Origin of the sequence: Halomonas sp. IOP_14 (assembly GCF_021021315.1) — a bacterium.
In the GTDB taxonomy this organism is placed as follows: Bacteria; Pseudomonadota; Gammaproteobacteria; order Pseudomonadales; family Halomonadaceae; genus Vreelandella; species Vreelandella titanicae.
In genome coordinates, this window is record NZ_JAINWD010000006.1 from 152,011 (window position 1) to 163,703 (window position 11,693).

Genomic DNA, 11,693 nt, shown 5'->3' on the forward strand with positions numbered 1-11,693 from the left:
GAGTGTTATTGCGTATTACCCAACCGTTTAACCATTGGCTGCACCATAAGCGCGGAACCAACCCTCAGCGCTTCAAGCGGCCCCGTTGGAAGATATCCAGACGAGGTATAAAAACCAACTGCAGCTTCGTTGCTTGTTGTTACTGCGAGCTTTATACACTCACACCCTTTATTTACAGCCCAGGTACTAATTTCACCTAGAAGCGACTTGGCGATCCCCTTCCCTCGCAGCGCAGGTGAAACCCACATTTGGTAGATATGCGCCATTTTCGTATCGGGCTCATGTATTACCCCCCAGGCTAGGCCAACCGCTTGGCCCTCCAACTCAGCAATTAAGGGCAGAGCGTCCAGGCCTCGCCATTTCAGATCCAAGCGTGTCTGCCATTCAGTGTCTGAGAGCGTTACTTCCTGCTCGTAAGTTGAGCCAAAAGAGTCAGGCGCATCCTCAAGAGAGTTCAACCGCGCCAACTTATAAAGCTGCCAATCTTGCGGGGTTAATACTCTGCTCTTTACGTCACTCATGATCGAGATCTTCCTGCATGATGATGAGGGCCCCTGAGGTGCTAAATATCTTGTGCGTAACGCGCAAGCATCTCTTCCTGTGACTCGGGGGAGCCGCTACGACCTATTTGCTCGTGAATCATCTGCCCCATCGTCGGCAATACGGAACGCTCGCGACGGCTCTCATCTGCCCATAGTTTGGAGCGCATAAAGGCTTTAGCGCAGTGAAGGTAAGCCTCCTCAACCGTCACCTCAATAACCACTTTTGGTGCTCGCTTCTCTGATGCAAAAAGCTGCAGCTTTTCTTCATCCACCGAGACATGCGCCGCGCCATTTATGCGTAGCGTCTCATCGATCCCTGGGATTAAAAACAGCAATCCAGCCTGACCGCTCTCGACAATATTTTTAAGTGAATCCAATCGGTTATTACCTGGAGAATCTGGAATTACCAAAGTAAGGTCATCAACCACCTTGATAAAACCTGGCTCTCCTCCACGTGGCGACGCATCAAAGCCCGACGCGTTTCCAGTGGCGATGACCACAAAGGGAGAAAGCTCGATAAATCGCTGACAGTGCCGGTCAAGTCGCGATAGCTGCTTCTTCAGCGCTCTCTCCTTTGGCTCAGGATATAGCTGGTATAGCTCTTCGGTGGTGCGAATCATAATTCCCCCGATACAAAAACTGCCGTCTCAATAATAATGAACCAGGCACCCGCTATTGCTCGCGCGTAAATGGCGATGGCTGTTAACGGTAAGCAATCCCGACAACGCCAGCTCTAATCCCACAAAATCTACTTAACCACAACGCTAGCAGAAAATACTCCGAAGATAATTAACTTATTAGTTATGACTCATAATATCTATGCAGCGCTAGCGCATGACATATTGGTCCCCTTACCACTCACTTTAACCACATTTTCTTACGAAACGTGTAAGGTTGGTACAAGAACGGCCACTAAGTGGCATCGCTGATTCAGCAACGACACGGACTGCTCTATGCCGACACCAACCGAAGCGCGTTTACAGGCTCTGGCAAGCGAATTAAAGCGGGCCGGGATTGCATACCATGAGCTTACGCCGATGGCGGATACCGGGCTGGCCCATGATCATGTGTGGATCCATCGCAGCGTGGGCGATGACTGGGTGGCGCGACTGCCGAAGCAGAGTCAGATGAATCTGCCGCCTGAAGAGAACCTTGCCTATCAGACTGCCTGCTACCAGCGCTCTAGTCCTGGCGGACACACGCCAGCACTTTACGGCACTCTGCCGCCGAGCGAGGCACTGCCCCGGGGTGGGTTACTGGTTGAGGCTATCCGTGGCCGCTTGGCCAAGTTGCCGGAAGACCTGCCTGCCATCGCGGATGCTCTAGCCAGCTTGCATAGCCAACCGCTGCCCAGTGTCGCAGAGCAGGCACCACTGCTTGCCCCCGAAGACCCATGGCAAGCGATGATAGATGAAGTGCGTCAGCAGGCTAACTGGTTGAGCGACGCGCAACTTTCGAGCAAGGTCACCCAGCGCATTAAGCAGGAGCTGGACTTACTGCCACCTCACTTAAGCGATGCCGCGCCGACACTGATTAGCTTTGACACCCACCCTGGCAACTTCTTAATCCACGACGATGGCCGCGCGGTGTTGGTGGATTTAGAGAAGTGCCGCTACGGCCTGCCGGGTATCGACCTCGCCCACACCAGCCTCTACACCTCGACCACCTGGGACGTAAGCAGCCAAGCGGTGCTATCGCTAAGTGACGTGATTAGCTTTTATCGCCGCTGGCAAGCCACCATGGGTGAAACGCCGGACATCGACACCCTCATTGCCTGTCGCCGCGCTACCTGGCTCTGGTCGTTAACCTGGTGTGCCAAGTGGCGCGCCCAGCACTTAAACGCCGTAGATGCCCAGCAGCGCGGGGAAGACTGGTCCGCTGAACTCACGGATCCCGCCGTGATCGACCACGTGCGCGACCGCGTTGAGCACTACTTATCGTTAAACATTATTGATCACGTGCACAGCGAGCTACAGTGTTTGCAGGTTTCCCTATAACATCTAATTTTACTAATATTTCTTAGCTGTGCTTACGCTTCTAACAAAAGGGATATTCGATGCCTACTCGCCACCCTCTTCGCCTCGCTATTGTCACCACGATGCTTGCCTTCACGGTTCCGGCATCAGCCAACCCCGACCCTAGTGATTGGCAAAGTGTCGTGGCACAGGCCGAAGGCCAAACCGTTTACTGGAATGCCTGGGGCGGTGATACGCGCACCAATCGCTACATCGACTGGGTGGCGGAGCAAATGCAGGCACAGTACGGCGTCGATGTGGAACACGTAAAGCTGGACGATACCGGCAGCGCGGTAGCTCGGGTACTGGCAGAAAAGCAGGCGGGCAACCACACCGAGGGCAGTATCGACCTGATTTGGATCAACGGCGAGAACTTCGCTGCGATGCGCGAAAGCGACCTGCTGTTTGGCCCCTTCGCTGAGTCGCTGCCCCATTTTGCGCTCACCAATGCCGCCGATAACCCTGAGGTGGTGACCGACTTCACGTTACCTACAGAAGGCTATGAATCGCCCTGGGGTAAAGCGCAGATCACCTTTTTTTACGATAGCGCTCAAACCGAGACACCACCCCAGAATATGCAGGCACTACTCGCCTGGGCCAAAGCCAATCCCGGCCAGTTCAGCTATCCGCGTATTCCCGACTTCACCGGCAGCACCTTTTTAAAGCAGGCGCTGATCGAGCTCACCGGTCAGGAGGAGGCGCTTTACCAGCCAGTTTCAGAAAGCGACTTTGAGGCTGTCACCAAACCTCTGTGGGCCTATTTAGATGCGCTGCACCCGCACCTGTGGCGCAGTGGTCGTACCTTTCCCGACTCCGGCCCCAACCTGCGCACGTTGATGAGCGACGGCGAGCTAAGTTTGGCTTTTTCGTTCTACCCCACCGATGCCGCCGTGGCAGTCATGGAGTATGAGCTGCCCGAAAGCGTGCGCAGCTACGTGCTGGAAGGCGGCACTTTGGGTAACGTTCACTTTGTGGCGATCCCCTATAACTCGCCGCATAAAGCCGGGGCCATGGTGCTCGCCAATTTCCTGCTTTCACCGGAAGCTCAGGCGCAAAAGCAGTCGCTAGCGATGTGGGGAGACCGCAGCGTACTGGATATCGATCAGCTAGACGCCGAGAATCAGGCGCTGTTCGAGCAGGGTGATCGCCATCCTTCCGAGCTACCGGCGGACGCGCTGTCCAACACCCTACCCGAACCACACCCCAGTTGGATGACCGCCCTGCAAAATGCCTGGCTTGAGCGTTACGGCGTTAACTAACGATGCTGCGACTGGCCCCAGCACTCATCATTGCCCTGCTAGTACTCCCCGTTGGGGCGGGTCTGATGATGGTGCTGCTGCCTGCGTTTGGCTACTTACCAACGCTAGGCGGCCATGGCGCTAGTTTAGCCCCCTGGCAAATGCTGTTCGACCAGCCGGGGCTAGGACGTTCAGTGATGGTTAGCTTTGCCAGCGGGTTAGTCAGCACAGCCGTAGCGCTGGTAATTGTGGTGCTGTTTTTGGCCGCCAGTCGGGGCACTTGGTTAGATCGCGGCATACGACGGTTGGTATCACCGCTGCTCGCCATCCCTCACGCCGCTATCGCCTTTGGGTTTGCCTTTTTGATTGCCCCTTCGGGTTTGGTGGCGCGGCTGATATCGCCGTCGCTAACAGGATGGGAGCGCCCCCTGGACATGCTGATCATCAACGATCCCTGGGGATTCTCCCTAATGGCGGGGTTGGTACTAAAAGAAGTACCGTTTTTGCTGCTGATGAGCCTGGCGGCACTGCCGCAGTTAGCGCCGGAGAAGCGCTTGATGCTGGCAAGATCGCTAGGTTACTCGCCTACCATCGGCTGGTTAAAAACGGTGCTTCCCTCGCTCTACCCACTGATTCGCCTGCCGGTTTATGCAGTGATCGCCTATGCCACTTCGGTCGTCGATATGGCACTGATTCTTGGCCCGAAGCTGCCCCCCACGCTGAGCGTATCTATCTTGGGTTGGTTCAACGACCCGGATATCAGCCAGCGTTTTATGGCCTCGGCGGCGGCGGTACTGCAACTGGGCGTCACTGTCGCTGCACTGCTGTGTTGGTGGTTGTTAGAACAGCTGATCCGCAGCCTGACGCGGTACTGGCTGATCAATGGCAGCCGCCAGCGTGGCGAAATCATCCTGCGCCTCGTTGGCCGCTCGGCATTACTGTTTTCGAGTATCACAGCGCTGGCAGCCTTGGTTGGGTTGGGGCTATTTTCACTGGCCGGTTTTTGGCGCTTTCCAGAAGTGTTGCCACAGATGCTAACGCTGGATCACTGGCAACGCAGCGGCCCTATGCTGGCTACACCGCTCATTAATACGGCATTGATTGGACTTGTTTCTACCGCCTTGGCTACGGCGCTAGTGCTAGCAACGCTGGAAAATGAACACCGTCAGCACATTCAACCCAAGCGCGCGTTATGGTTACTCTATTTACCCCTATTAGTGCCGCAAATTGCGTTTCTATTTGGGCTAATCGTGGCCGCTGAAAGCCTGGGCATTCGCCCTCAACTTGGCTTGGTTATCGCTGGTCACCTGCTGTTTGTACTGCCCTATGTGTACCTCTCCTTGGCTGAGACCTATCGCCGCTTGGATCCGCGTTGGCTCAAAGTAGCGCGTTCACTGGGGGTGTCACGCAGTGCCGCTTTTTGGCGGGTTCGCCTGCCGCTGTTGCTCGCGCCGCTGTTAACAGCGTTTGCCGTAGGCTTGGCAGTGAGTATTGGCCAATACTTACCCACCCAGTTACTCGGTGCGGGCCGCGTGACCACCGTGACGACCGAGGCAGTCGCGCTTGCCTCTGGCAGTAATCGACGTTTAATCGGCGTCTGGGCATTAGTGCAGGCTGGGTTACCGTTGATTGGCTTTATGCTTGCGCTAGGGCTGCCCCGTTTATTGGGTACCCACCGCCGTGATTTAGCTACTTAAGAGGGACAATGTGACAGCTTCTTTTTGCGCGCCGCTACGCCTTGAGCAAGTTTGCATCGCCCTGGCAGGCCGTGAGTTACTGGCAGTGGATGCCACGATTAGCTCCGGTGAAGTACTCACGGTAATGGGGCCTTCGGGGTCGGGAAAATCCACTTTATTGGCGTATATTGCAGGCTTCCTTGATCGCGAATTCACCGCCAGCGGCGGCGTATGGCTGGGCGAGCGCAATTTGCTCAGCCTTCCCGCCGAACAGCGCAACATCGGGCTTCTGTTTCAGGATCCGCTGCTATTTCCGCACTTAAGCGTGGGCGGCAACTTGCGCTTCGGACTGCCTCGCCATCTAAAAGACAAGCGCCAGCAGGTTACTCAGGCACTTGAACAGGTTGGGCTAGCAGGCTTTGAGTCCCGCGACCCCGCCACCCTTTCCGGCGGCCAGCAATCACGCGTGGCGTTGATGCGCCTGCTGCTCTCCAAGCCGCGAGCGGTGCTGCTGGACGAGCCGTTTTCCAAGCTGGATACGGCGCTGCGCCAGGAGATGCGCACACTGGTGTTTAGCCAATTGCACACAGCAGGCCTACCTGCGCTCCTGGTCACCCACGACCACGAGGACGCCAATGCAGCAGGAGGGCCGGTTATTGAGCTCGGCTGACCAACCACCTCGGCTGAGCATCGTGATACCGGTGCTTAACGAGGCCACGGGAATTGAGGCGTCACTGACACCGCTACAAGCGCTGCGCGACCAGCGCATTGCGATACCCGTTGAGATCATTGTCGTGGATGGCGGGAGCAGTGATGCCAGCGCTCACATTGCCAAACCACTAGCAGATCGAGTGCTCAGCAGCCCAGCCGGACGAGCATTGCAAATGAACCTGGGCGCTCAGCATGCCACTGCGCCCGCACTGCTGTTCCTGCACGCGGATACTCACTTGCCCAAGAACGCCGTTGAGCAGATAACCCAAGCGCTTAACGGCCACGCCTGGGGGCGCTTTGATATTGAGCTTGCAGGCCGCAGCGGCTGGCTGCCCGTGGTGAGCTGGATGATGAACCAACGCTCACGGCTCACCGGCATCGCCACCGGCGACCAGGGCATGTTTATGCGTGCGAGCACTTTCAAAGCAGCCGGTGGTTTTCCCGAACAGCCACTGATGGAAGACATTGAACTGTCTAAACGACTCAAACGGGTGTCTCGGCCCGCCTGTTTGCAGGCGAAAGTGGTAAGCTCGGGCAGGCGCTGGGATGAGGTCGGCGCTTGGAAAACGATCCGCCTGATGTGGCGGCTGCGCTACCGCTACTGGCGCGGCGTTAGCGCAACCCAACTCGCCAAGGAGTATCGCGATGCCCGCTGAAACGCCCCACCTGCACCTGCTAGCCAAAGCGCCGCTGGCGGGGCAAGCTAAAACGCGCCTGTCGCCCCTACTCGGTTTGGAAGGTGCGGCCAACGCCCACGCGGAGCTGGTACGCCACTGCGTCGCAAATGCCTGCAAAGCGCTGCCTGCCGCCAATGTCACACTATGGACAGCGCTTGATCACGCCCACCCGCTGTTTATCGAGCTTCGCGAGGCATTTGGTGTGACGCTAAGCGCCCAGCCAGAGGGTGACTTAGGCGCAAGGGTTCGCCATGCCCTGAACAGTACTCCAGGGCCCGCTATGCTAATGGGCAGTGATTGCCCAAGCATCACCAGCGCGCTAATCACCACCTGCGCACAGCAGCTAGCCAGCTTTGAGGTGGTGATGTTGCCCGCCGAAGATGGCGGCTACGGCTTTGTGGGTACCCGGCAAGACTACCCTGCGTTGTTTGAAGATATCCCCTGGGGTACCCAAAGCGTGCTGACCACCACGCAGCAGCGTATTGAAGCATTAGGCCTCCAGGTCGCCTACCCCGCGACTATTTGGGACGTGGATCGCCCTGAAGACTGGCAGCGCTGGAAGGAGCTAGAGAATCTCTAATTAGCCGTTTCAGTGTAAGGAAACGGGCACTCTCCTCACTCAGTGACAACCGATACTTCCCTTATTAGCGCTGGAGTTTTTATTGTGACCCGACAACGTTTGATTATTGCAGCGCTACTGATCACAGCCATTGGCGTGTTTTTCATTAGCGGTGCCCATCAATGGTTCACCCTGGAAACCATCAAAGCATACCAAAGCGACTTCCAAACGGCATTTACTCAAAATCCTTGGCAGGTAGCGGGGATCTTTTTTGCTGTTTATGTGGTGATAACGGCGCTCTCACTGCCGGGCGCCACGCTGATGACCTTACTTGGCGGTGCGCTATTTGGGCTCGGCTGGGGGCTACTGATTGTCTCCTTCGCTAGCACCATGGGGGCCACGCTGGCCTTTCTACTTTCACGGTTTCTTTTCCGTGGCCCTATCGAAAAGCGCTTTCCACGCCAGTTTGCCTCGGTGAATCGCGGCGTGGAGCGCGATGGCGCTCTTTATCTATTTACCCTGCGTTTAGTGCCGGTATTTCCGTTCTTTATGATCAACCTGGTCATGGGTCTAACGCGCATAAAAACCGTCACTTTTTATTGGGTAAGCCAGCTCGCGATGCTGCCCGGCACCGCCATCTATGTGAATGCGGGTGGGCAGTTGGGCGAGCTAGAGAGCCTTGGGGGTATTCTTTCACCGACGCTTATCGCCTCGTTTTTACTGCTGGCCATCTTCCCCTGGATAGCTCGACGCATTGTACAGCTGGTTCAGAAGCGCAAAGCTTATAAAGGTTTTACCCGGCCAGCGGGCTTTGACTACGACATTGTGGTGATCGGCGGCGGCTCAGCCGGGCTGGTTACCAGCTATATCGCCAGCGCCGTGAACGCCAAAGTGGCGTTGGTGGAAAAACACAAGATGGGCGGCGATTGCCTGAATACCGGCTGCGTTCCGTCTAAAGCGTTAATTCGTGCCGCCCGCGCCGCCCATGAGGTTCGCACCGCACACCGGTTCGGAGTGACTGCCAGCGAGCCGCAGGTCGACTTTGCCAAGGTGATGGGCCATGTGCATCAGTCGATTAGCGATATCGAACCCCACGACAGTATAGAGCGCTATAACGGCTTGGGCGTTGAGGTGTACCAAGAGCACGCCAGGCTGATCTCGCCCTGGGAAATACAGGTCGGCGATAAAATCCTCACCGCCCGGCATATCGTGCTGGCCACCGGCGCACGTCCCCGGGTGCCGTCGCTACCGGGTATTAAGAGCGCCCCCGTTTTAACTTCCGAGAACCTCTGGTCGCTTACTGAATTGCCCAAGCGTTTAGTGGTGCTGGGCGGCGGTGCCATTGGTTGTGAGCTAAGTCAGAGCTTCGCTCGCCTGGGTAGCCAGGTCACCCTGGTGGAAGGCGTTTCCCAACTGCTGGGCCGTGAAGATCCAGAGGTCGGTGAGCTAATCGAAAGCACCCTGGCGGGCGAAGGCGTGTCGGTGATGACCGATGCCAGGGCGTTGGAAGTTCTCAACGGAGAGACAGGCTATCAGCTAGTGGTGGAGCATGACGGCGACCGCAAAATACTACCGTTGGACTACCTGCTGGTGAGTGCCGGTCGCCAGGCCAATGTGGAAGGCTTAGGGCTCGAAGCGCTAGGCATCACGACCACCCAAGCGGGCCCCCTTGAACTTAACGAGCGTCTGCAAACCCGCCTACCCAATATCTGGGCCTGCGGTGATTTGGCAGGGCCTTATCAGCTTACCCACGCTGCTGCTCACCAGGCGTGGCATGCGGCCGTCAATGCGCTGTTCGGCGAGCTGAAAAGCTTTGCGGTGGATTACCGCTATATGCCCGCCGTCACCTATGTACAGCCGGAAGTGGCAAGGGTGGGATTAAACGAAAAAGAGGCTAACGCACAGAGCATTGCCTTTGAAGTTACCCGCTACGCCATGGGCGAAAGCGACCGCGCCATCGCCGAAGGTGCCACTCAAGGCTTTATCAAAGTGCTTACCGTGCCTGGCAGAGACAAGATTCTCGGTGCAACCATCGTGGCGGAAAACGCCGGTGAATGGCTGGGTGAATTTACCCTCGCCATGAAGCACGGTCTGGGCCTCAACAAACTACTGGGTACCATCCACCCCTACCCCACGCTGGGCGAGGCGGCAAAGGCCACTGCCGGGGTGTGGAAAAACGCCCACAAGCCCGAACGAGTGCTGGCACTATTGAAGCACTACTTCAATTGGCGACGCGGTGACAGTTCAGCTAAGAAAATTGACACCTAGCACATCGAATTGAAAGATAATTAGAAAAAATAAGTCGACCTAATCGTTACGCCCGTTAGCAGGCGGGTGCACTTTAGCGAATGTTTCAATAATTTCGCGCACTACTTTACGCTGGGCAGCGGGAAGCTCCCGGTAGAGTGCCAGCAATTGGCGCTCTTCACTGGTGGATGAAACGTCCCAACTTGCGGAAGGTTCGCTGACCGTATAAGCGGTGCTAACGCCGTAGCGCAAGTGGTGCGGGTCTACTAACAGCCAGCGAGCCAAAACCTGGAGCTTATCCTGACTGGGGATCGAATCACCACGCAGCCAGCGCCTAACGGCCTGAAACGTGATCGGCTTTCCCCAATAGCGCAGATTAAATTCCCGCTCAAGCACTGACGGCCGCGCTTCGTAACCCGCTGCTTCCAGTGCCGCTTTTAGACGCTCGGCGAACATGATTTTTTCATTCATGCCGCCAATGTGAAGCGATTGTTCAATAACAGTTGAATAACGGTTCACCTTTTGATTGAATCATTAATTCAATTTCGAGTTTTCGCTTAGCAGTATTAGGCGAGTTGCTATGCTAAGCGCTGAAATGCGGCGCTTGAGGAGTCATTCAGAATGAGTGGCACACTATCTCCATCGGTGCAAAATCTCGACGACCTGTGTCATAAGCTGGCGCTACTATGCCGCTCGGCAACCCCTCTCGAGCTTTTTGAACTGCTGACCAAAACGCTGCATGCGCTTACCCAGGGTCAACCAGTGGCACTTTATCGCCGCTTAAGCACAGGAAACCTTCGTTTGGCGTACTACTATCCGTTGGAAAGTACCCTCGCCTCTCACCACGCGCTGCTCGCTATTCATTGTTACGACGATCTAGCCGCCTCAGAGCTGCAACTGTATGAACTAAAGGGCGAGCATGAAGTGTGGGGGTATATTGGGCATCCACCTGCGGTTCACGCTGGGCCTGGCAAGTGGATCCAGCTACTCGTCGATCTTGCATCCCAACGCTTACGCTTGTTAAAAGCAGAGCGTATGGTCACTCGCCAATCAGGTTTAAAGTCTCGCCGCAGATTGCTGTCCAGAGATATTAAAAAACTGACTTCCATTGATGATATTTTGCAGCATCATGGCGCTAGCTGGTGCGATATTTTTCAGGCCGAAGGCATTGCGCTGGCTTATCAGGGCGATCTTCACTGCTTTGGCGAGTGTCCCTCGAAGCACCAGTTATTTCATCATTTACAGCAGTTGAATCAACACAATCCCCATGACGAAATCACCGAGCTGAATGGCAGCTGCCAAGGAGGTTTAGCGGCCCCGCTAAGCGTCGCCAATGCTTCCTTGGGTTGGTTACTACTATTTCGCCAACAGCCGCTACTCCCCGCTCTGGTTGCTGATACGATGCTTCAAGACGTCTTGAGTTATTGGATGCCGCAGGAAGCCTCCATGATGATTGAGCTGGCCGACGATTTAGCCGTGGCCATAACGGCCCAGGAGGTCGTTCATCTCAACCGCCAGTTAACCAAAACCAATCAACGCCTTGAGGGCTTGGCCCACACCGACCCCTTAACAAAATGCTGGAACCGCTACTATACAGAGCTGGTGATTGAGGATTTGATCAATTCGTCAGTCAGTTTTGCCATGTTGATGTTTGATATTGATGATTTTAAAAATATTAACGATACCTATGGGCATGCAACCGGCGATGATATCTTGCGTAATATGGCTCAGTTAGTGCAGGAAACGTTGAGACATGAGGATCACTTTGGGCGTTGGGGAGGTGAAGAGTTCGTCATTATATCCAAGGGGCTTGACCAAGACGCTAGTCTAAAGCTGGCTAACCGGCTCTGCCGCAACGTGGAGCAACACATCTTCGACATCGCTGGCCAATTAACAATCAGTATCGGCCTGACCCTCGCCCAGCCCGGCGACCGGCCTCGCCAGCTATTTGAGCGGGCGGATCAAGGCATGTATCTGGCTAAATTGGCGGGTAAAAACCAAGTCTTTGTCTGTTAATCCCCAACAGCA

11 protein-coding genes are annotated in these 11,693 nt (G+C 55.7%); 8 read left to right on the forward strand and 3 right to left on the reverse strand.

Annotated features, from left to right (window positions below; translation table 11 throughout):
* Positions 1–5: 5 nt before the first annotated feature.
* Positions 6–521 (reverse strand): GNAT family N-acetyltransferase, encoded by a 516-nt coding sequence (locus tag K7H09_RS06460; RefSeq protein ID WP_022520162.1) that lies wholly within the window; start codon positions 519–521, stop codon positions 6–8.
* A gap of 41 nt (positions 522–562) precedes the next feature.
* On the reverse strand, positions 563–1,162 hold the full coding sequence (locus tag K7H09_RS06465) for a pyridoxamine 5'-phosphate oxidase family protein (protein WP_138800410.1): 600 nt from the start codon (positions 1,160–1,162) through the stop codon (positions 563–565).
* Positions 1,163–1,495: 333 nt separating this feature from the next.
* Here K7H09_RS06465 and K7H09_RS06470 point away from each other — a divergent pair, with 333 nt between their 5' ends.
* The 7 genes from K7H09_RS06470 (at position 1,496) to K7H09_RS06500 (ending at position 9,686) form a co-directional block, all read left to right on the forward strand.
* Positions 1,496–2,539 (forward strand): aminoglycoside phosphotransferase family protein, encoded by a 1,044-nt coding sequence (locus K7H09_RS06470; RefSeq protein ID WP_009288508.1) that lies wholly within the window; start codon positions 1,496–1,498, stop codon positions 2,537–2,539.
* 59 nt (positions 2,540–2,598) lie between these two features.
* Entirely contained in the window at positions 2,599–3,816 is a 1,218-nt protein-coding gene (locus K7H09_RS06475) for an ABC transporter substrate-binding protein (RefSeq protein WP_022520164.1), read from the forward strand.
* Between the two features lie 2 nt (positions 3,817–3,818).
* Positions 3,819–5,492, forward strand: coding sequence for an ABC transporter permease (locus K7H09_RS06480; RefSeq protein WP_022520165.1), 1,674 nt, complete (start codon positions 3,819–3,821; stop codon positions 5,490–5,492).
* Between the two features lie 10 nt (positions 5,493–5,502).
* Positions 5,503–6,141 carry an ATP-binding cassette domain-containing protein gene (locus K7H09_RS06485; RefSeq protein WP_230804184.1) on the forward strand — a complete coding sequence of 213 codons (639 nt, stop codon included), beginning with the start codon at positions 5,503–5,505 and terminating at the stop codon, positions 6,139–6,141.
* Positions 6,107–6,838 carry a TIGR04283 family arsenosugar biosynthesis glycosyltransferase gene (locus K7H09_RS06490; RefSeq protein WP_022520167.1) on the forward strand — a complete coding sequence of 244 codons (732 nt, stop codon included), beginning with the start codon at positions 6,107–6,109 and terminating at the stop codon, positions 6,836–6,838. Before K7H09_RS06485 ends, K7H09_RS06490 begins: the two co-directional genes overlap by 35 nt.
* Positions 6,828–7,439, forward strand: coding sequence for a TIGR04282 family arsenosugar biosynthesis glycosyltransferase (locus K7H09_RS06495; RefSeq protein WP_022520168.1), 612 nt, complete (start codon positions 6,828–6,830; stop codon positions 7,437–7,439). Before K7H09_RS06490 ends, K7H09_RS06495 begins: the two co-directional genes overlap by 11 nt.
* Positions 7,440–7,523: 84 nt before the next feature.
* The gene (locus K7H09_RS06500; RefSeq protein WP_022520169.1) at positions 7,524–9,686 is read left to right on the forward strand and encodes an FAD-dependent oxidoreductase; all 2,163 of its coding nucleotides are present in this window, start codon (positions 7,524–7,526) and stop codon (positions 9,684–9,686) included.
* Between the two features lie 39 nt (positions 9,687–9,725).
* Here K7H09_RS06500 and K7H09_RS06505 read toward each other — a convergent pair whose 3' ends face one another.
* Positions 9,726–10,121 (reverse strand): transcriptional regulator, encoded by a 396-nt coding sequence (locus tag K7H09_RS06505; protein WP_278370519.1) that lies wholly within the window; start codon positions 10,119–10,121, stop codon positions 9,726–9,728.
* A 165-nt stretch (positions 10,122–10,286) separates the two neighbouring features.
* On the opposite strand from K7H09_RS06505, the gene K7H09_RS06510 reads away from it, so the two are divergent.
* Positions 10,287–11,681 carry a GGDEF domain-containing protein gene (locus K7H09_RS06510; RefSeq protein WP_022520171.1) on the forward strand — a complete coding sequence of 465 codons (1,395 nt, stop codon included), beginning with the start codon at positions 10,287–10,289 and terminating at the stop codon, positions 11,679–11,681.
* The last annotated feature ends 12 nt before the right edge of the window (positions 11,682–11,693 follow it).

What these genes read in the sequence shown, in the direction of transcription:
- K7H09_RS06470 (WP_009288508.1), top strand. Translation starts at nt 1,496, where the DNA reads ATGCCGACACCAACCGAAGCGCGTTTACAGGCTCTGGCAAGCGAATTA.
- K7H09_RS06480 (WP_022520165.1), top strand. Translation starts at nt 3,819, where the DNA reads ATGCTGCGACTGGCCCCAGCACTCATCATTGCCCTGCTAGTACTCCCC.
- K7H09_RS06465 (WP_138800410.1), bottom strand. Translation starts at nt 1,162, where the DNA reads ATGATTCGCACCACCGAAGAGCTATACCAGCTATATCCTGAGCCAAAG.
- K7H09_RS06475 (WP_022520164.1), top strand. Translation starts at nt 2,599, where the DNA reads ATGCCTACTCGCCACCCTCTTCGCCTCGCTATTGTCACCACGATGCTT.
- K7H09_RS06495 (WP_022520168.1), top strand. Translation starts at nt 6,828, where the DNA reads ATGCCCGCTGAAACGCCCCACCTGCACCTGCTAGCCAAAGCGCCGCTG.
- K7H09_RS06510 (WP_022520171.1), top strand. Translation starts at nt 10,287, where the DNA reads ATGAGTGGCACACTATCTCCATCGGTGCAAAATCTCGACGACCTGTGT.
- K7H09_RS06490 (WP_022520167.1), top strand. Translation starts at nt 6,107, where the DNA reads ATGCAGCAGGAGGGCCGGTTATTGAGCTCGGCTGACCAACCACCTCGG.
- K7H09_RS06505 (WP_278370519.1), bottom strand. Translation starts at nt 10,121, where the DNA reads ATGTTCGCCGAGCGTCTAAAAGCGGCACTGGAAGCAGCGGGTTACGAA.
- K7H09_RS06460 (WP_022520162.1), bottom strand. Translation starts at nt 521, where the DNA reads ATGAGTGACGTAAAGAGCAGAGTATTAACCCCGCAAGATTGGCAGCTT.